Below are 20,445 nucleotides of genomic sequence, written 5' to 3'. Positions count from 1 at the left end.
ACTGCCAACACATCCCCCAAACCATGGCCAAACCAGTCAAGCAACTTGATGGCTTTGACCATTGCCCCCATGGCCCTTCGGCGCGAGTATTTCCCTGCTGTCTACGGTTCCCCCAACCAATAAAAAATACAGAGGGATTCTGCTCATGCGCGATTATTCGTCCGCCACGTCGCAGTTCGATTACCTGCACACCGTCAACGCCGCGCTGCACGGCTCGCTCGAGGCACTCAATGCCTGTGTCGAGTGTTGCGACCGGCATGCGTTGCCAGGGCGCATTGCCCTGTTCTGGGAGGGCCGCGACGGCAGCGACGCGACTTGGACTTACCGCGACTTGCAGGACCACGCCGCGCGTTTCGCCAATTTTCTCCTGGCCCAAGGTGTCGGCAAGGGTGACAAAGTGGCCGGCCTGCTGCCGCGTAACGCTGAACTGCTGATCGTGGTGCTCGCCACTTGGCGCATCGGGGCGGTGTATCAACCGCTGTTCACCGCGTTCGGGCCCAAGGCCATCGAGCACCGCCTCGGCAGCTCCGGCGCGCGTATGGTCGTCACTGATGCGGTCAACCGCCCCAAGCTCCACGAAGTCGCCGGTTGCCCCACCGTGGTCACGGTCGGCGGCGACAAAGGCCAGGGCATCGTCCGCGGCGACTACAGTTTCTGGGCCGAAGTGGCGAACCACTCCAGCCAGTGTGAGCCTGTGATGCTTACCGGCGAAGACCCGTTCCTGCTGATGTTCACCTCCGGTACTACGGGACCGGCCAAGGCGCTGTCGGTGCCACTCAAGGCCATCGTCGCGTTCCAGAGCTACACCCGTGATGCCGTGGACCTGCGCCCCGAAGACGCCTTCTGGAACGTGGCTGACCCGGGTTGGGCCTACGGCATCTACTTCGGCGTCACCGGGCCGTTGGCCATGGGGCATCCCATCACGTTCTACGATGGCCCGTTCACCCTGGAAAGTACCTGCCGGGTGATCAATAAATACGGCATCACCAACCTCACCGGTTCACCCACGGCCTATCGTTTGCTGATTGCCGGGGGTGAGCAGTTCGCTCGGTCGATCAAGGGCAAGCTGCGCATCGTCAGCAGTGCCGGCGAGCCGTTGAACCCGGAGGTAATCCGCTGGTTCGCCGACAACCTGGACGTGGTGATCCATGACCATTACGGCCAGACCGAACTGGGCATGGTGCTGTGCAACCATCATGGGCTAGCGCATCCGGTGCATCTGGGGGCGGCCGGTTTCGCTTCGCCAGGCCATCGGGTCGTGGTGCTGGATGAAAACCATCGGGAACTGGGCATCGGTCAGCCCGGGATACTTGCTGTCGACCGCAGCCAGTCGCCGATGTGCTGGTTTGCCGGTTACGAAGGTGGCCCGACCAAAGCTTTCGTCGGCGACTATTACCTGAGCGGTGACACCGTCGAACTCAACCCCGATGGCAGCATCAGCTTCGTCGGCCGCAGCGACGACGTCATCACTACCTCGGGCTATCGCGTCGGCCCGTTCGACGTGGAAAGCGCGCTGATCGAACACCCCGCCGTGGTGGAAGCGGCTGTAATCGGCAAACCTGACCCGGAACGCACCGAGCTGGTGAAAGCCTTCGTGGTGCTCAGCGGCCAATACCGTGCCGCGCCGGAGCTGGCTGAAGAACTGCGCCAGCACGTACGCAAACGCCTCGCGGCCCATGCCTATCCCCGTGAAATCGAATTTGTCAGCGACTTGCCGAAAACCCCAAGCGGCAAATTGCAGCGCTTTATCTTGCGCAACCAAGAGATCGCCAAGGCCCAAGAAGCCGCGGCGCATAACGTTTCAGCTTGAACCCAAGGAAACCATGATGCACATCGACAACAAGATTTTCCTCGTCAGCGGCGGTGCCTCCGGCCTCGGTGCGGCCACCGGCGAAATGCTGGTCAAGGCCGGCGCCAAGGTGATGCTGGTGGACCTCAATGCCGACGCCGTGGTTGCCCAAGCGCAAAAACTCGGCTGCCAGAGCGTGGTGGCGGACATCAGCAACGAGGCGGCGGCTGAAGCGGCGGTCAAGGCCACTGTCACTGCGTTCGGTGGCCTCAATGGTCTGGTGAATTGCGCGGGCATCGTGCGCGGCGAGAAGATCCTCGGCAAGAACGGCCCCCATGCGCTGGCCAGCTTCAGCCAGGTGATCAACGTCAACTTGATCGGTAGCTTCAACTTGCTGCGTCTGGCCGCTGCCGCCATCAGTGAAACCGAGGCCGATGCCGACGGCGAGCGTGGCGTGATCATCAACACCGCTTCGGTGGCTGCCTTCGACGGCCAGATCGGCCAGGCAGCCTATGCAGCCTCCAAAGGTGCCATCGCCAGCCTGACCCTGCCAGCCGCCCGCGAACTGGCGCGTTTCGGCATTCGTGTAATGACCATCGCCCCAGGCATTTTCGAAACCCCGATGATGGCCGGCATGACGCCTGAAGTACGCGATTCCCTGGCTGCCGGTGTGCCATTTCCACCGCGCCTGGGCAAACCGACCGAGTACGCGGCGCTGGTCAGGCATATCATTGAAAACAGCATGCTCAACGGCGAGGTGATCCGTCTCGACGGCGCCTTGCGTATGGCTGCCAAATAAGGAGGATTCATGATGTCCAACGATCCGATTGTCATCGTCAGTGCCGTCCGCACCCCCATGGGCGGCTTTCAAGGTGAATTGAAAAGCCTCACGGCCCCGCAATTGGGGGCTGCCGCGATCAAGGCAGCGGTAGAACGTGCCGGCATCGCGCCTGGTGCGGTCGAAGAAGTGCTGTTCGGTTGTGTGCTCGCCGCCGGCCTGGGCCAGGCCCCGGCCCGTCAGGCCGCGCTGGGGGCCGGGCTGGACAGGTCGACCCGTTGCACCACGCTCAACAAAATGTGCGGTTCGGGCATGGAAGCGACGATCCTCGCCCACGACATGCTCATCGCCGGCAGTGCCGAGGTGGTCGTGGCCGGGGGGATGGAAAGCATGTCCAACGCGCCATACCTGCTCGACCGTGCCCGCGGCGGTTACCGCATGGGCCACGGCCGGGTGCTCGACCATATGTTCCTCGACGGCCTGGAGGACGCCTACGACAAAGGTCGGCTGATGGGCACCTTTGCCGAGGATTGCGCCGAAGCCAACGGTATCAGCCGCGAAGCCCAGGATGCCTTCGCCATTGCCTCCACCACCCGCGCCCAGCAGGCGATCAAGGAGGGCCGTTTCGATGCCGAGATCGTGCCGCTGCAGGTCATGGTCGGTAAGGAACAGGTGACCATTAGCCACGACGAGCAACCGCCCAAGGCGCGGATCGACAAGATCGCCGCGCTGAAACCGGCGTTCCGCGAGGGCGGCACCGTGACCGCGGCCAACGCCAGTTCCATTTCCGACGGCGCCGCTGCCCTGGTGCTGATGCGCCAGAGCCAGGCGGCCCAGCGTGGCCTCAAGCCCCTGGCAGTGATTCACGGCCATGCAGCGTTTGCCGACACGCCGAGCCTGTTTCCAACGGCACCGATTGGCGCAGTGAAAAAACTGCTGCACAAAACCGGTTGGGCGCTGGATGAGGTGGATCTGTTCGAAGTCAACGAAGCCTTTGCCGTGGTGGGGTTGGTCGCCATGAGCCAACTGGAAATTCCCCATGAAAAGATCAATGTTCATGGCGGTGCCTGTGCCCTGGGCCATCCCATTGGCGCCTCCGGTGCGCGGATCCTGGTGACGTTGCTCTCGGCCCTGCGCCAGAAAGGTCTCAAGCGCGGCGTCGCGGCGATTTGCATCGGCGGCGGCGAAGCCACGGCCATGGCCGTTGAATGCCTGTATTAAGGAATCAGCATGCTCCCGACTGAAGAACAGATTCAAATCAGTGACGTGGCCCGGCAGTTCGCCCAGGAGCGCTTGAAACCGTTCGCCGCCGAATGGGACCGCGAGCACCGCTTTCCCCGGGAGGCCATCGATGAAATGGCCGAGCTGGGTTTTTTCGGCATGCTCGTGCCGGAGCAATGGGGCGGTTGCGACACCGGCTACCTGACCTATGCCATGGCCCTGGAAGAAATCGCGGCGGGCGATGGGGCGTGCTCGACCATCATGAGCGTGCATAACTCAGTGGGCTGCGTGCCGATCCTCAAGTTCGGCAATGATGAACAAAAGGCCCGCTTCCTCATGCCGTTGGCCAGCGGTGCAATGCTCGGTGCTTTCGCCCTGACCGAGCCCCAGGCCGGCTCGGACGCCAGCAGCCTCAAGACCCGGGCACGCCGGGAGGATGACCATTACGTGCTCAACGGTTGCAAGCAATTCATCACGTCCGGGCAGAATGCCGGGGTAGTGATTGTGTTCGCGGTGACTGATCCGGACGCTGGCAAGCGCGGTATCAGCGCGTTCATCGTGCCCACTGATTCACCGGGCTACAGCGTGGCGCGGGTCGAGGACAAGCTCGGCCAGCACGCCTCCGACACCTGCCAGATCCTGTTCGAGGATGTGAAGGTGCCGCTGGGCAATCGCCTGGGGGAGGAGGGGGAGGGCTATAAGATCGCCCTGGCGAACCTGGAAGGCGGGCGCGTCGGTATTGCGGCACAATCGGTGGGCATGGCTCGCGCCGCGTTCGAGGCCGCCCGGGACTATGCCCGGGAGCGGGAAAGTTTCGGCAAGCCGATCATCGAGCACCAGGCCGTAGCGTTTCGCTTGGCGGACATGGCCACCCAGATCGCTGTGGCCCGGCAAATGGTGCACTACGCCGCGGCCCTGCGGGATAACGGCCAGCCCGCGTTGGTGGAAGCGTCCATGGCCAAGCTGTTCGCCTCGGAAATGGCCGAAAAAGTCTGCTCCATGGCGTTGCAAACCCTGGGTGGCTACGGTTACCTCAACGACTTCCCGCTGGAACGCATCTACCGCGACGTGCGGGTCTGCCAGATCTACGAAGGCACCAGCGACATTCAGCGCATGGTCATTTCGCGCAATCTTTGAACAGGAGTCCTGCATGAGCTACGAAACGATTTTATTGGAGATCAAGGACCGCGTCGGTCTGATCACCCTCAACCGTCCCCAAGCGTTGAATGCCTTGAACGCGCAGATTGTCAGCGAGTTGAACCAGGCGCTGGACAGCCTGGAAGCCGATCCGAAGATTGGCTGCATCGTGCTGACTGGCTCGAAAAAAGCTTTCGCCGCCGGGGCGGACATCAAGGAAATGGCCGAGCTGACCTACCCACAGATCTACCTGGACGACCTGTTCAGCGACAGCGACCGCGTGGCCAACCGCCGCAAGCCGATCATTGCTGCGGTGAACGGCTTTGCCTTGGGTGGCGGTTGCGAGCTGGCGTTGATGTGCGACTTCATCCTGGCCGGCGACAACGCCAAGTTCGGCCAGCCGGAAATCAACCTCGGGGTACTGCCGGGCATGGGCGGCACCCAACGCTTGACCCGGGCGGTCGGCAAGGCCAAGGCCATGGAAATGTGCTTGACCGGGCGCTTCATTGACGCGGTGGAAGCTGAGCGTTGCGGCATCGTCGCGCGCATTGTACCGGCCGATGAGCTGCTGGATGAGGCGCTGAAAACAGCGGCGTTGATCGCCTCCAAGTCAGTGCCCATCAGCATGATGGTCAAGGAAAGCGTCAACCGCGCCTTTGAAGTCAGCCTGTCCGAAGGCGTGCGCTTCGAACGCCGGGTATTCCACGCGGCATTTGCGACGCAGGATCAGAAGGAAGGCATGGCGGCATTCGTGGCCAAGCGGGCGGCGGAGTTCCAGGACAAGTAAGGCGGCGTCCTGACTGCCGCCATCGCGAGCAAGCTCGCTCCCACATAGGATTTGTGGTGTACGCAACATCTGCGTACGCCACCAGCCCCTGTGGGAGCGGGCTTGCTCGCGATGCTTTTGCAGCCATCACACCAGGTAGTGTTTCAACTCTCGGGCAATGACCATCCGCTGTATCTCGCTCGACCCTTCATAGATTTGGGTAATCCGCGCATCGCGGTAGTAGCGCTCCACCGGGTAATCCTCGAGGTAGCCGTACCCACCATGAATCTGTATCGCCGAGGAGCAGACCTTCTCGGCCATTTCCGAGGCGAACAGCTTGGCTTGGGAGGCCTCGGACAGGCACGGTTTGCCGGCACTGCGTAGCCGGGCGGCGTGCAGGATCAGCAAGCGGGCAGCGTTCAGGCGGGTGTGCATGTCGGCCAACAGGTTGGCGATGCTCTGGTGCTCGATGATTGGCTTGTCGAACTGCACCCGATCCCGCGAGTAAGCCAGGGCCGCCTCAAACGCTGCACGGGCGATGCCCAAGGCTTGTGCGGCGATGCCGATGCGGCCACCTTCCAGGTTGGAGAGGGCGATTGCCAGGCCTTTTCCGCGAGCCCCCAACAGGTTGGCTTCGGGAATGCTGCAGTTGTTCAAGGTTACGGCACAGGTATCCGAAGCGCGGATGCCCATTTTGTGTTCGGTGCGATCAACGATGAAACCCGGCGTATCGGTCGGCACCAGGAACGCCGAGATGCCTTTTTTACCCAGTTCAGGGTCCGTCACGGCAAAGACAATCGCCAGTTTCGCCCGCTTGCCGTTGCTGACGAACTGCTTGGCGCCGTTGATCACCCATTGACCGTCCCGCAGTTCGGCGCGGGTGCGCAGGTTGTGGGCCTCGGAGCCCGCCTGGGGTTCGGTCAGGCAGAAGCAACCAATGACTTTGCCGCTGGCAAGGTCGGTCAGCCAAGTCTGTTTCTGCTCGTCGGTGCCGAAATTGAGTACCGGCCCGCAACCCACCGAGTTGTGAATGCTCATCAGCGCCCCAGTGGCGCCGTCGCCCGCGGAGATCTCTTCCACCGCCAGGGCGTAGGCTACGTAATCGACATAGGTGCCACCCCATTCCTCCGGCACCACCATGCCCAACAGGCCCAGTTCGCCCATCTTCGACACCAGGCCGTCGTCGATCCAGCCGGCCTTTTCCCAGGCCTGGGCGTGGGGCGCGATCTCGCCGCGGGCGAAATCCCGGGCCATGTCGCGGATCATCACTTGTTCTTCGGTCAGTTCGAGGTCATGCATGGTTCAATTCCCGTGGTCGTTGAAGCCGTCGAAGAAACTCGCCACGTGGCGGGCGTCCAACGCCTCCAGGGTCGGCGGGTTCCAGCGCGGGTTCTTGTCTTTGTCGATCAGCAAGGCGCGTACGCCTTCGATCAGGTCGCCGCGTTCGAACCATTGCCGGTCCAGGTGCAGTTCCAGGGCAAAACAGTCTTCCAGGCTCAAGTGCCGCCCGCGCCGCAGCATCTCCAGGGTCACGGCCATTGCCAGAGGCGAGCGGGTGTCCATCAGGTCGGCGGTTTTCACCGCCCATTCATGGCTGTTGGCGACCGTGACCTGACGCAGTTGCTCGACCATGCTGGGGACATCGGGCAGGGCGAAGAAGTGGTCGATCACCGGGCGCAGATCAGCCAGGGGCGGGGCGGGCAGTTGCTGCACACCGAGTTTCGCCAGCAGGCTTTGCAAGTCCTTGAGCGGGGTATCGCCCCACTCCAAGCGATCGAGGCGCGCCTCGAGCTGTTCAAGCTTGCGACTGTCCAGGTACCAGTCGGCCAGTCCGCAATACAAGGCGTCAGCCGCGCGGATCTGCACGCCGCTGACGCCCAGGTAGATCCCCAGTTCGCCAGGAATGCGCGGCAGGAAGTAACTGCCGCCCACGTCCGGGAAGTAACCGATGCCGACTTCCGGCATGCCCAGGCGGCTGCGTTCGGTCACCACCCGCAGGTCGGCGCCTTGGGCCAGCCCCATGCCGCCACCCAGGACGAAGCCGTCCAGCAGGGCGAGAATCGGTTTGCGGTAATGATGGATCGTCAGGTCGAGGGCGTATTCCTCGACGAAAAAATCTTCATGCAGCGTATCGCCCTGCTTGTGGCTGTCGTACAGCGAGCGGATATCGCCGCCGGCGCAAAACGCCTTGTCGCCTGCGCCGCGCAGTACCACCGCACGGACCTGTGGGTCGAGGGCCCAGGTATCGAGTTGTTGTTGCAAGCTGCGCACCATGCCCAGGGTGAGGGCATTGAGGCCGGCGGGGCGGTTCAGGGTCAAGTGGCCGATATGGTTGCGGACTTCCACCAAAACCTCATGGGCCATGGCTTCGACGGTCCCTGTGGCTTGGGATGAAACCTGAGCAGTCATCGCTAACTCCCTGCTTTTATTGTTCTTTATAAATTGTGTCGCGCGTACCTGGCCGGGATCGTAACAGTGCAAATTTGCCTTGCACAACCGGGATACGTGCAGGTCCTGTTTGCATATTTATAGCAGCCACAGGATCAGCCGCGACCCGAAAGCACCTCCGTGATGCTCCGGCGCTTGGCATTTCGCTCGCTGATGTGGATCAACTGCTCAAGATCTTCGGGGGTTACGTCGAAGAACGCTTCCATCTCCGCCAGGGCCAGTTTCAAGTCTTCGCTGGTGATGGCCTGGCGGTCTACAGGGGCATGGTCCGCTGGTATGACGGCCACCGGTTCATTGGCGCGCTTTGGATAGCGCACTCGCGTCAGGTTGTTGTAGGCCAGCGCACTGACCAGCAGGCCGGAACCGGCCAGCATGGCCGCGCCGACGGCCTGCCAGTCCAGGGCGATGATGGAGGAGTCTGCCAGCACCAACGTCGCGGCGACCGCCCCCGCCGGTGGGTGCACGCAACGCAGCCAGCACATCAACACCAGCGCCATGCCGGCGGCCAGGCATGCGCTGCCCAGCGTGCGCCCCAGGACATGGGCCACTAGCAGCGCCACGACGGAGGCGCACAGGTAACCGCCGAAAATCGACCAGGGCTGGGCGAGGGCGCCTGAGGACACTGCAAACAGCAGCACGGCTGAAGCTCCCAGGGGACCGATCAGATGTTGTGCCACCTCCAGGCCATAGACCTGGCTACAGAGCCAGACACTGAACATGGTCCCCAGGGCCATGCCGACGGCGGCGCGGCTCCATTCGGTGGGACGGGTATTGATGGCAGCGGGGAACCAGCGAGCAAGCATTAAGCGAAATCCAAAAAACGAACAAAAAAAGGGGCTTACGGGATAAACCCTGAAAGCCCTTTAAGTGTTCCAACAATTGGGGGAGGAACGGCACACAGTGTGACGTTCGCCACCCTCGCTTACAAATTCATATTAATGCTGCTTGAGTGCATTTATTTTGAGGTAAAGATAACGCTCATGCACTCTTGGAGGCTTGGAACCAGGTTTGTGGGGCGATGGGTAGGTGGCGCGATTGGCCACGGCCCATCGGGAAATAGGTAAAGCCCTTGTCTGCCATGCGTTCCGGGTCATACAAGTTACGGCCGTCGAAAATCACCGGAGCCTTGAGCCGTTGCTGGATCAGCTCGAAGTCCGGTGCCTTGAACGGCTGCCATTCAGTGCAAATGATCAGCGCATCAGCGCCTGGCAGCACGGATTCCGGCGTGCCCATCAGCATGAGTTTCGACTCGTTGGGGTAAAGCAATTGGGTCTGTTGCATCGCCTCCGGGTCGAAGGCGCGCACGCTGGCGCCGGCGGCCCACAGCGATTCCAGGAGCGCGCGGCTCGGCGCATCGCGCATGTCATCGGTGTTGGGCTTGAAGGCCAGGCCCCACAGCGCAAAAGTCTTGCCGCGCAGGTCGCCCTTGTAGAACGCGTTGATGCGTTCGAACAACTTGTGCTTCTGCCGCTGGTTGATGGTTTCTACCGCTTGCAGCAGATCGCTGGAACAGTGTGCCTGCTCGGCGGTGTGAATCAGTGCGCGCATGTCTTTGGGGAAACACGAGCCGCCGTAGCCGCACCCCGGGTAAATGAAGTGATAGCCAATGCGCGAATCTGCACCGATGCCCAGGCGCACGGATTCGATATCGGCCCCCAGGTGTTCGGCCAGTTCGGCGATCTGGTTGATGAAACTGATCTTCGTCGCCAGCATGGCGTTGGCCGCGTATTTGGTCAGTTCGGCGCTGCGCAGGTCCATGAACAGGACCCGGTCGTGGTTGCGATTGAACGGTGCGTACAGGTCACGCATGATTTCCCGCACTTCATCGCGCTCGCAGCCGATCACGATGCGATCAGGCCGGCGGCAATCGGCAACCGCCGAGCCTTCCTTGAGAAATTCCGGGTTGGAGACGATATCGAACTGCAACAAGCGCCCGGCCTTGAGCAGGCATTTGTCGATGTGCGCCCGCAGGACATCACCAGTGCCTACCGGCACGGTGGATTTCTCCACCACGAGGACCGGTTGCTCGCGATAACGGGCGACCGCTTCACCGACCGCCAGGACCTGGCACAGGTCTGCCGATCCGTCCTCGCTGGACGGCGTGCCCACCGCAATGAACAACACCTGGCCGTGTTGCACGGCGAGCTGTTCGTCACTGGTGAAATGCAACCGCCCGGCCTCCAGCCCCTCGCGCACCAGCGCTGCGAGGCCAGGCTCGAAGATGCTCACCTGGCCTTGGCGCAGGTTATCGACTTTACGTTCGTCGATGTCCATGCACACCACGTCATGGCCCACCTCGGCCAACACGGCGGCTTGCACCAACCCGACGTAACCACTTCCGAATACACTGATTTTCATGGCGGACTCCCTGGATCATTTCCGAGCGGGCGGACATGCACAACCAGCCATTCGCCGCAGTGCGTTGCTTCGAGAATAAGTCGGGGATGTTGCAATTCACTTACAGTCCGTAGCTTTATGGGGGCTCAGCGCAAGGAAGTAAGCTGTCCGGCCCAGGTGCTTTACCCATGGTTCGGCTCTTTGGAGGGCGCCTGGGTGAAGGACTGATGAGGAAATGAATAGGGAGCAGGGAGCGCCTAGCTGGCACCCAGGCTGTAGCCTGCGGGCAATTGTGCGACGAATTCGCCAACCACTTCCCGCGTCAGGCTGACGATGTCTTCCACCCGTTCCATGCCCGCGCCGGTCCGCCAACTGGCAACGATGTCCATCACCGATGGCAGCGGCACGCCGTCGACCAGGGTCAAGGTGCCTTGGGCCAATTCGCCCAGGACCAACGCGGCGGGCATGGCGCCGATGCCAAAGCCGTCGCGCACCAGGCGAGTGATGGCCGATGCCGAGTTCACACAGTTGATGCGCGGTGAGACGATGTTGGCTGAATGCAGCAGGTTGAGAATGTCCTGGTGAGGGCGCGAGTTGCGCGAGAACGTCACGATGCGTTCCTGGGAAAGCTCCTCCAGCGATGCGTAGTGCCGGTCGTACGCAGAGCCGGTGCGCACCACCCAATGCATCGGGTAACGGGTCAGCAGGGCGTTGCGCACGCTGTCGAGGCGCAGGATGTCAGTCTGGAAAATGATGTCCTGATAACCTTTTTCCAACTGTGAACACAGATTGCTTGCGGTGTCGGCCGACAGCTCGATTTCCAATGCCGGATAACATGCCATCAGCCGGGTGACCAAGGGGCTGAGCCAAGTGTGGATCACCGTGTCCATCGCCCCGATGCGGATGCGACCACGGACCTGGCGCGGGTCCTTGATCACCGCTTTCATGCTTTGCACGGTGTCCATGATGCGCTCGGCGTATTCCAGCACGCGCTGTCCTTCGGATGTCAGCGACACCCCTTTGGAGTCGCGCACGAACAGACGCACGCCCATTTCGTCTTCCAGGGCGGCGATCCGGCTGGAAATGGACGCCTGGGTGGTGAACAGCTTTTCGGCGGTGAGGCGAAAGCTCTTCAGGCGGGCGACCCAGACGAAGGTTTCGAGAAACTTGATGTTCATTTGGGTCGGTTCCTTGAAACGGTCATGAGGGTTGCTGGAAGCTTAGGTCAAGTGCCAAGGGCGGCAGCGATGGCCAGTTAAACAGCCATGCTCGTCACATATTGGATCACCTCATGAAGCTCACCCAGATCCGGTACCTCGTTGATGGCCGCTTCGGGGCTGCACCACGGATAGTCCAGTCCCGATACCCACGCCATGATCGCTGGCAGATCAGTCGCCGGCAGGGTCTTCATGTGTTCAATGGTGATGGTCAGGTGCTCGGCCAGTCTGGACTGCGGATTGAACCGCCAGTCATACCCGCCACAGCCGACCCGCGCCTCGCCGCTGCTCTTGTCTGACATCGCCACCAGCCATTTGCACTGGAACGCATTGGCGTCTGCCGCCGGTGTGGTGCCCAGGCAAAACGTGTAGACGTTTTCGAAGGTCTGGCCAAAGCGCCTGACCAGCACGTCGCCAATGGCGGCCCGGCCTTCAACGTGGCCGGGAAACGAAATGGTGCCCGTGCGCACGTTCATGTCCAGAACGGCATCTGGTGTGAAGGCCCGGTCCAACAGGTGAGGGCGGTTACCGTCCTTGGCATTGATGTACTGTTGAATCGAGCGTTGCGCTGTGTTCATCGCATGTCCTTATCAGTTTGAAAATGGCCTCGTCCGAGGCTCACAAGTCACTGTTGCATAAATCCGTCACCAGCATGCAGCCCGGGGCGTGGGTGATGCACAGTGGTGGGCGCGAGGCCTGGACCACCGATTGAGGCGTCACGCCGCAGGCCCAGAACACCGGGATTTCGTCCGCCTCGACGGGTACAGCGTCACCGTAATCCGGTTTGTCCAAGGCATGGATGCCGATCAGCGCGGGGTCACCGATGTGCACCGGCGCGCCGTGGACGTTGGGCATGCGCCCGGTGATCTGGATCGCCTGGATCGCCGCGGCGGCTTTCATCGGTCGCATGGTCACCACCATTTTGCCAGACAGGCGCGCGGTCGGGCGGGTGTCGATGTTGGTCCGGAACATCGCGACGTTGCGCCCCAGATCGATGTGCCTGAGACGGATTCCCGCCTCCAGCAGGGGTTGTTCAAAGGAGAACGAGCAGCCGAGGGCAAAGGCCACGAGGTCGTCTTGCCACAGGTGTTCGATGTCCAGCGGCTCTTCGCTCAGTTCGCCGTGGCGATAGACTCGGTATTGAGGCACCTCATGGCGGATATCGATGGGGGCGCCCAGGTTACGGAAGAATGGGTCCCCTGGCTCTGTCACATCCAGCAGCGGGCAGGCCTGGCGGTTAAGGGTGCAATAGCGCAGGAATTCGTTGGCCCAGTCGCTGGGCAGAATCACGATGTTGGCCTGCACCCGACCCTGGCCCAGGCCGCTGGTATGGCCCTGATATTGGCCAGCGGCGATGTTTTGGCGCAGGGCCTGCGGCGTGCATTGCTGCAATTGCTCGAAAGTCAGGGCAGGTTGAATCATCACGACGTCTCCAAAGGTTCGTGGGTCTTTTGTAGAGAAGCGTGGCAATGACGTCCAACAAGGAATGTTGGTACCCCCAGACAAATAAAAGTTATTCGACAAGTGCCTGGCTGTTCAGGCCGGGAGCCGCCACCATGTGTCGCGAGCCAACGTCAGCGGCGTATTGGCCGACCACTTGGCGGCTCATCTGGACGATGCTCTCGATCAGCTCCAGGCCTACGCCCGCGCGCCACGAGGCGACGACGTCCAGTTGGGGCAGGGCGGTGCCGGGGTCCAGCTGAATCAGTTCGCCGCTGGCCAGGGGCTTGGCCACCAGCGCGGCCGGCAAGGCACCAATACCAAAACCGTCGCGAATCAGCCGGGTCATGGCCGAGACCGAGTTGACGCAACTGACCCGTGGCGCCCCGACACCATGGGCATACAGCAGGTTGAGCACATCCTGATGCGGTCGGGAATGCTTGACGAACGTGATAATCCGCTCGCTGGCCATCTCGACCAGCGAAGCATAGGGGCGGGCATAGATCGAGTGGCTGGCGGCGATCCAGTGCATGGGATAGTGCCCGAGTTCAAGGTTGCGCACGCTTTCGTGGCGAACCAGGTCGGTCTGGAACACGATGTCCAGGTAACCCTTTTGCAACTGTTCGCAAAGATTACGCGCTGCGTCAGCAGTGATTTCGATTTCCACGGCGGGGAAGGCCTGCATCAGCATCGACATCAACGGGCTGAGCCAGGTGTGGATCACCGTGTCCATCACGCCGATGCGCACCAGGCCTTGCTGCGGGCTGGTGGTGTCCAGTGACTGCTTCAACGCCCGCTGGACCTCCAGCATCTGCTCGGCGTAGTCGAGCACCTTCAGACCTTCGGGCGTCAGCGACACCCCGCGCGAATCGCGCACGAACAGGCGCAGGCCCAACTCCTCTTCCAGCGAAGCAATCCGGCTGGAGATCGCCGCCTGGGTACTGAACATTTTTTCGGCGGTCAGGCTGAAGCTTTGCAGCCGGGCAACCCAGACGAAGGTTTCGAGGAACTTGAGGTTCATGGGGGCTCTCTTGGCGCTTGTGGTTCTTATGGTTGCAATTGTTACTCCAGATCGCCTCATCGGGCGCATCAAATTTTCTTATGCCCGATCTGGCTTTTTTCCCGTTTGACGCTGTCCGGATTCGGCGCAAAGAATCCGCTCCACGACACAGGCCACTGTGTCCGCATCCCCAACGACAACGCCTTCACACAAAAATAACGAGGCGTGTCCGTCATCTTCGCTTGCTGCCGCAGGAACCTCCCATGGAAAAGACCATGACTGACTGCGTACCGACAGAGACTGGCCGCACTGGCCCGTTCAGTTGGTATGGCCCCTTGTCGAAAAATGAAAAGCGTACGTTCTGGAGCTGCAAGATCGGCTATGCCCTGGACGGCATGGATACGCAAATGCTGAGTTTTGTCATTCCAACCCTGATCGCGACCTGGGGCATTTCCAAGGGCGATGCCGGGATGATTGGCACCTGTACGCTGCTGGCCTCGGCTGCAGGTGGCTGGATTGCCGGGATTTTGTCCGACCGTATCGGCCGGGTTAGAACCCTGCAACTGACGGTATTGTGGTTCGCGTTCTTCACCTTTTTGTGTGGGCTGGCGCAGAACTACGAACAATTGCTGGTGGCCCGGACCCTGATGGGGTTTGGCTTCGGCGGTGAATGGACCGCAGGTGCGGTGCTGATCGGGGAGGTGATCCGCTCTCAGGACCGTGGCAAAGCGGTGGGTATGGTGCAGGCGGGGTGGGCGTTGGGGTGGGGCGTGACGGCGCTGCTTTATGCCGGATTGTTCAGCATCCTTGCGCCGGAAGACGCCTGGCGCGCATTGTTCATGATCGGTCTGGTGCCAGCGCTGTTTGTATTGGTGATCCGTCGGCTGGTCAAGGAGTCGGACACCTTCGAACACGCTGTGCGTGAGCGCACGGCCAAGCCGGAGCAGGATTCGCGCTGGGCGTTCTTCGAAATCTTTGCGCCGCGGATGCTCAGCACCACGTTGCGCGCCTCGTTGTTGACCACCGGTGCGCTGGGGGGCTATTACGCAATTACCACTTGGTTGCCGACGTACCTGAAAACCGAGCGTGGCCTGAGTGTGCTCGGCACGGGTGGTTATCTGGCGATGGTCATCGTCGGCTCCTACATCGGCTATGTGAGCAGTGCGCTGCTGACCGACGCCATCGGCCGAAAGAAGAACTTCATCCTGTTCGCTGTCGGCTCCATGGCCATTGTCCTGGCATACACCCAATTGCCCATCGATAACACCTGGATGCTCTGGTTGGGCTTTCCTCTGGGCTTCTTTGCCTCGGGCATTTTCGCCGGCATGGGGGCGTTCCTGACCGAGCTGTTTCCAACGCGTATGCGTGGGTCGGGGCAGGGGTTCTGTTACAACGCCGGGCGCTCCATTGCCGCACTGTTCCCATTGTTCATCGGCATGCTGAGCAACACTTTGCCGATCGGAATCGGCATCGGCGTCTTTGCTGCCGGCGCCTATGGCGTGGTGATCCTGGCAGCGTTGAGCCTGCCAGAAACCCGCGGCAGACAGCTCGAGTCCTGACCGTCCAGAACGTTCGGGCTGCATGGCCCGGACGTCGCCAACAACCTTTTAGAACAACAACCATCGGACGCGCCCGCAAACGCCCCCGAGAGGGTTCGCTCGCGTCCACAAAAGGAGCACACCATGCGACATTTCACATCCACCCAATGGGTCTGCACCCCGGTCAGTACGTTGCTCGGCTTGAGCCTGATCGGTGTGCCGAGCGCCCAGGCGGACTTCATCGCCGACAGTAAAGGCAGCCTGGAAGCACGCAACTTCTACTTCAATCGCGACTTCCGCCAGGAAGGTGCGCGGGACAAGGCCGAAGAGTGGGCACAGGGCTTCCTGTTGCGGATAGAGTCGGGCTACACCGCCGGGACCGTGGGGTTTGGCCTGGATGCCTTGGGCATGGCCGGTTTCAAGCTGGACTCCGGTGGCGGCACCGCAGGCACTAATCTGTTACCGCCGGACCTGTCGGGTGGTTCTCAGGATCGCTACGGCGAACTGGGCTTGACCGCCAAAGCGCGCCTCTCCAATAGCACCCTGAAGTTGGGGACGCTGCAAATCAAAGACCCGGTGGTCAGCTCCAACGACACCCGTCTGCTTCCAGGTACCTTCGAGGGCGGCCTGCTGAGCGTGCAGGAAATCGATCGTTTGAAGTTGACTGGTGGGCAACTCACCCAGATCAACTTTGTCGATTCCACCGACTATCAGGACATGACTGCCAACCGCATCGGTGGAACCAGCGACAAGTTCCAGTTCGCCGGTGCCGACTATCAGTTCCTGCCCAACCTCACGGCGCAGTATCGATATGGCAAGCTGGAAAACATCTACCAGCAGAACTACCTTGGGTTCGTCCACACCCTGGACCTGGGGGCAGGGCAGTCGCTCAAGAGCGACGTACGTTATTCGCGCAGCACTGAAGACGGCAACTTCCGTGATATCGACAACCAGGCCTTTGGCGCGCTGTTTACCTACAGTCTCGGCGGCCATGCGCTGGGCCTGGGCTATCAACGCATGAGTGGCGACGATCCGTTTCCCTACATCAGTCGCAGCGATCCCTACCTGGTCAACTTCGTGCAGATCGGCGATTTCGCCAACATCGACGAACGCTCCTGGCAAGCACGCTACGACTACAACTTCGCGGCGGTAGGCGTGCCGGGGCTGACCTTCATGACGCGCTACATTTCAGGCGACAACGTGCAACGTGCGGCACCAGGAGAAGGCAAGGAGTGGGAACGCAATACGGATATCGCCTATGTGGTGCAGGACGGCACGTTGAAGGGGCTGGGTTTCAAATGGCGTAATGCGTCGGTACGTTCGAACTTTGGCAATGACCTGGATGAGAACCGGTTGATCGTCAGCTATACGGTTGCGCTTTGGTAAGTTTTTAGCGCAGGCAACAACGCCGCTCGCTGAGTGCAACGTTGTTCACTTAAAGCGGGCGGTCAAGGAACAACAATCGTGCCGCCAGCGCTGCCATGACGGCGGCAAAACCGTAGGTCCCCAGGCGTTTCTGGATCCGGCCGTTGGCCAGTTTTCCTTTCAGTTGCCCGGCACAGACGCCAAGCAGGGAATGAAAGATGAGCGCAATCAACGCAAGCAACGCCCCAAGGAAGACCAATTGGAAGCTGACATTGCCTTTCGTTACGGTGACGAATTGGGGCAGGAACACCATGAAAAATAAGAGCGCCTTGGGGTTCAAGAGGCTATTGAGAGCGCCTCGAGCGAAGATTTTCCAAAAGGACGCCATCTGAGGCTGAGTGTTCTGAGTCACCGTTGGTGTTCTCAGCGCTTGCCAGGCGAGCCAAAGCAGATAGCCGGCCCCGGCCAGGCGGAGCAATTCGAATGCCGGTGCCCAGCTCATCACCAGTGCACCAATACCTGCGCTGACCATAACGGTCATCAGTAAGTCGGAGAAGGAAATACCGAGCGCGGCCGCCAAGCCCGCACGCCAACCGTGGGCCAGCCCATGGCTGGTTACAAAGGCCATGTTGGGACCCGGAACGATCAACAAAAGCATGGCGGCGATCACAAACAGATAGAGGTTGGCTGAGTCCGGCATGGGCATCACTCCGTAGGTAGAGCCATGACGGTAAGTGAACCGCTCAGGCGGCGTTAGCTACAGTCAGTGCCTATCTGATAGCAACAGTCGTTTTCTCTCAGACGACTTCGTCACAGAATCGGACTGCCGAGCCTGCTGGACGACCTGACGCTATCGCGATAGGCCGGCGCTTGCCGTTAAACTGCGGCCCCGAATTACAGCCAGGAAGCGTTGAATGCGTTCGCTCGTCAGTGGTGTGCTGCTCTCCATGGCCCTGGCGGGCCCTGTCGTGGCCGAACCACGCTCGTTTGCGGTCAATGACCGCAGCGGCCAATACCTGGTTGAAGTTCTGATTCCGGAGCCACCAGAAGATGCGCATCAATTGGCGCAAGCGTTCATCACCGTGCGCGACAACAGCACACACGAAACCCTGCAGCAATTGCAGACCCCGGCCGGTAATGTGCCAGTGGATCGCAACGGCAAGGTCGATAACTGGCTACTCGGCCCCCAGAGCCTGCTGTACTTCGACGACTTCAACTTCGATGGCCGCCAGGACTTGGCAATTCGCAACGGCAACGACCCCGACGCGAGCTACAAACCGACGTTCGACATCTACTTGCAAGACCCGCAGAAAACCCAATGGGTCCTCAATCCTGCCCTGACGAACCTGGCGAAGGAGGACAGCAAAGGCATGTTCTCCGTCAGCCCGCTGGACAGCGTTCTGCTATCGCAAACCGAGCGTGACTGCTGCTGGACCCGCGCCACTCAATGGAAAATGCGCGGCGACGAGTTGGTCCTGCTTCACTCCGACACCGAGGAGCAAATCCAGCCGACCGAGCCTGGTGAAAACACCAGCATGCCCAGTGGCTACACACTGCACACCATCGGCGAATGGAAAGACGGCCAGTGGCACGAACAATCGAACTTGGAAGGCCCGGCCACAGAAGACCTCGTCATGCTCGCGGGTACTCTCAATGCAAAGATTCCGGTAGAGATCTGGTACCAGGAGCAGGGCGCGATCATCATCGGCGAAGTGCGCCACACCAAGGCTGGCAAAGGTGAGCCGATCAAGTTACTGGGAGCTCGGGAAGACGATGACGACTGGATCAGCCTTCACGAGTTTGCTGGCGATGGGCGTCAAACGGGCACCTGGCGGATCACCCGGGAAAAAGTCGAACCCTACAACGTCACCGGTACGTGGATCAGCGGCACCAAGAGCGACGAGCACAAGCTGGCGGTAGTGCTGCACGATGAAGAGCATGAACCGGATTACGACAAACTCGATGGCGTCGACCGCGACCAGCGCAGCGGCCATTACCAGATGCGCCAGGATTCTCTGGGTCGCGACGGCGACTTGGACTTGAAGATCCTGCCTGATCGGGATGCCAATGGGAAAGAAGTCGCGGAGTTTACCGTGACCTTGAAAGGCATCGTGACCGAGCATCAAGTCGTGCCGATGGAAACTGAAAACCTGATCGTTGTGCGTGAGCCGCAAGCTTCCGAGAAAAATGGCCCGTATCACATACAGCTGGTGAAGAATTTTGCGGTCATCAATTACAACGCTGCACCGGACTCCCAGGACATGTTGACGGGGATGTACCTGAAGCAGCGTTGAGCAAGACATTAGTCGCCAGGCGTAGTGAGTCGCAAGGGCACACGGTTTCTGGGTCGTTAACTAGTCACTAAATTCGGGGAGCGCAGCCCCTCAGGCAGTCTCTGCGGTCAGGTGCTCCTGCGGATCATCGCAGGACGCCTGCTGAAATAGGGATTGTTTTGCCTTGAAGTGGAATGTTATTGTCATAACATGGTAAAAAATGATGACAGTCAAATAACATTTCGCGTCCGGGAATTCTGAAGACCCATGGAAAAGAACAGCTTCCTGCAGCTGCTGGAGCGAGAGTTCTCCAACCTCACCCCGACTGGCAAACGGATTGCCAGCTATCTGTTGGGTAACCCGGAACAGCTTCCGTTCGAGTCTGCTGATAGCATCGCGCAGCAGACCTCCACCACTGGTATTTCTGTAGGGCGCTTTTTTCGGTCCCTTGGTTACCAGAACATCGATGAAGTCAAACAGAGCCTGCGCGTTGAAACGCCAGCGTCGTGGCTTATCACCGATCGCATTGGCGCCTTTCGTGCCGAAAGCAATCAGCAAGATGCGCTTGATCGATCCCTGAATCGCGAGATCGAGGCCATTCGGTACGTCTACGGCATAGCGCGCAGCGACGCATTCGCCGATATCGTGCAACGCATCTACGAAGCCGATGCAGTGTTCATTCTCGGCATTCAGTCCACTCGAGGGATTCTCACTGCGTTCCATAGTCACCTTGAGTATATTCGGCCCAAGGTCTACTACGTCGATGGTCTATCAGGCATTTACGCAGAAACCCTGAATTCCGGCTTCGCCAATCCCTACGCAATCATTGCGGATTTCCGTGCTTATTCCAGCGTCACTCAGACCTTCTGCGACGCGGCAATAGACAACAACCTCCCATTGGCACTGATCACCGACCTGCAATGCCCGTGGGCCAGAGACTACCCACTTGACCTCTTGCAGCTGAAAACCGATGTCGGACAGTTCTGGGATTCCCCCGCGCCATTAGCCTGCCTGTTAAATCTCATCGTCTCAGCCGTCGCTGAAAAATACGGCGATCGGCTCGATGAGCGCTTGGCCAAGAACCGTCAATTGCAAAAAGCTTTCGGTCAGTTCGAAGGCTGATCCTTATCGTCCCA

The 20,445-nt window shown here is 60.5% G+C and carries 18 protein-coding genes; 9 read left to right on the top strand and 9 right to left on the bottom strand.

Translation table 11 applies throughout. From position 1 onward, the window contains the following. The first annotated feature begins 145 nt into the window (after positions 1–145). From SGN16_RS14805 to SGN16_RS14785, 5 genes are read left to right on the top strand one after another with little or no spacing between them, the layout of a single operon-like run. The gene (locus SGN16_RS14805) at positions 146–1,810 is read left to right on the top strand and encodes an AMP-binding protein (protein ID WP_335945473.1); all 1,665 of its coding nucleotides are present in this window, start codon (positions 146–148) and stop codon (positions 1,808–1,810) included. Positions 1,811–1,826: 16 nt separating this feature from the next. After that, a complete protein-coding gene (locus SGN16_RS14800) occupies positions 1,827–2,588 on the top strand; it encodes an SDR family NAD(P)-dependent oxidoreductase (protein ID WP_210645284.1) in 762 nt (253 codons plus the stop codon). A gap of 12 nt (positions 2,589–2,600) precedes the next feature. Then, positions 2,601–3,788: an acetyl-CoA C-acyltransferase gene (locus SGN16_RS14795; RefSeq protein ID WP_335945552.1), complete on the top strand. Its 1,188-nt coding sequence runs from the start codon at positions 2,601–2,603 to the stop codon at positions 3,786–3,788. Positions 3,789–3,797: 9 nt separating this feature from the next. Further along, complete coding sequence (locus tag SGN16_RS14790) at positions 3,798–4,925, top strand: acyl-CoA dehydrogenase (RefSeq protein ID WP_210638768.1); 1,128 nt, start codon at positions 3,798–3,800, stop codon at positions 4,923–4,925. A 13-nt stretch (positions 4,926–4,938) separates the two neighbouring features. Further along, a complete protein-coding gene (locus tag SGN16_RS14785; RefSeq protein ID WP_014338306.1) occupies positions 4,939–5,712 on the top strand; it encodes an enoyl-CoA hydratase in 774 nt (257 codons plus the stop codon). Between the two features lie 126 nt (positions 5,713–5,838). Here the strand turns inward: SGN16_RS14785 and SGN16_RS14780 are convergent, their stop codons facing one another. The 8 genes from SGN16_RS14780 to SGN16_RS14745 form a co-directional block, all read right to left on the bottom strand. Continuing rightward, complete coding sequence (locus tag SGN16_RS14780) at positions 5,839–6,990, bottom strand: acyl-CoA dehydrogenase family protein (RefSeq protein ID WP_210638766.1); 1,152 nt, start codon at positions 6,988–6,990, stop codon at positions 5,839–5,841. A gap of 3 nt (positions 6,991–6,993) precedes the next feature. Further along, positions 6,994–8,100 carry an enoyl-CoA hydratase/isomerase family protein gene (locus SGN16_RS14775; protein ID WP_335945472.1) on the bottom strand — a complete coding sequence of 369 codons (1,107 nt, stop codon included), beginning with the start codon at positions 8,098–8,100 and terminating at the stop codon, positions 6,994–6,996. Positions 8,101–8,234: 134 nt separating this feature from the next. Then, entirely contained in the window at positions 8,235–8,942 is a 708-nt protein-coding gene (locus SGN16_RS14770) for an HPP family protein (RefSeq protein WP_210638764.1), read from the bottom strand. A 175-nt stretch (positions 8,943–9,117) separates the two neighbouring features. After that, entirely contained in the window at positions 9,118–10,497 is a 1,380-nt protein-coding gene (locus tag SGN16_RS14765; RefSeq protein WP_210638763.1) for a UDP-glucose/GDP-mannose dehydrogenase family protein, read from the bottom strand. A 236-nt stretch (positions 10,498–10,733) separates the two neighbouring features. Continuing rightward, positions 10,734–11,654 (bottom strand): LysR family transcriptional regulator, encoded by a 921-nt coding sequence (locus tag SGN16_RS14760; protein ID WP_335945471.1) that lies wholly within the window; start codon positions 11,652–11,654, stop codon positions 10,734–10,736. Between the two features lie 77 nt (positions 11,655–11,731). Next, positions 11,732–12,271 (bottom strand): hypothetical protein, encoded by a 540-nt coding sequence (locus SGN16_RS14755; RefSeq protein ID WP_335945470.1) that lies wholly within the window; start codon positions 12,269–12,271, stop codon positions 11,732–11,734. Between the two features lie 40 nt (positions 12,272–12,311). Next, entirely contained in the window at positions 12,312–13,115 is an 804-nt protein-coding gene (locus SGN16_RS14750) for a putative hydro-lyase (RefSeq protein ID WP_210638760.1), read from the bottom strand. Between the two features lie 91 nt (positions 13,116–13,206). Then, positions 13,207–14,154: a LysR family transcriptional regulator gene (locus tag SGN16_RS14745; RefSeq protein WP_335945469.1), complete on the bottom strand. Its 948-nt coding sequence runs from the start codon at positions 14,152–14,154 to the stop codon at positions 13,207–13,209. A 254-nt stretch (positions 14,155–14,408) separates the two neighbouring features. Between SGN16_RS14745 and SGN16_RS14740 the strand changes: the two genes are divergently transcribed. Both SGN16_RS14740 and SGN16_RS14735 read left to right on the top strand, forming a co-directional pair. After that, complete coding sequence (locus SGN16_RS14740) at positions 14,409–15,692, top strand: MFS transporter (protein WP_335945551.1); 1,284 nt, start codon at positions 14,409–14,411, stop codon at positions 15,690–15,692. Positions 15,693–15,815: 123 nt separating this feature from the next. Then, positions 15,816–17,057, top strand: coding sequence for an OprD family porin (locus SGN16_RS14735; protein ID WP_335945468.1), 1,242 nt, complete (start codon positions 15,816–15,818; stop codon positions 17,055–17,057). A gap of 49 nt (positions 17,058–17,106) precedes the next feature. On the opposite strand, the gene SGN16_RS14730 is transcribed toward SGN16_RS14735, so the two are convergent. Beyond that, entirely contained in the window at positions 17,107–17,736 is a 630-nt protein-coding gene (locus SGN16_RS14730; protein WP_210638758.1) for a LysE family translocator, read from the bottom strand. A gap of 214 nt (positions 17,737–17,950) precedes the next feature. Between SGN16_RS14730 and SGN16_RS14725 the strand changes: the two genes are divergently transcribed. Both SGN16_RS14725 and SGN16_RS14720 read left to right on the top strand, forming a co-directional pair. After that, entirely contained in the window at positions 17,951–19,330 is a 1,380-nt protein-coding gene (locus SGN16_RS14725; RefSeq protein ID WP_335945467.1) for a hypothetical protein, read from the top strand. Positions 19,331–19,576: 246 nt separating this feature from the next. Beyond that, the gene (locus tag SGN16_RS14720) at positions 19,577–20,431 is read left to right on the top strand and encodes a MurR/RpiR family transcriptional regulator (protein ID WP_335945466.1); all 855 of its coding nucleotides are present in this window, start codon (positions 19,577–19,579) and stop codon (positions 20,429–20,431) included. Positions 20,432–20,445: the final 14 nt, after the last annotated feature.

This window comes from Pseudomonas sp. G166 (assembly GCF_037027455.2).
Taxonomy (GTDB): Bacteria; Pseudomonadota; Gammaproteobacteria; order Pseudomonadales; family Pseudomonadaceae; genus Aquipseudomonas.
This window is presented reverse-complemented; position numbering and strand designations above follow the sequence as displayed.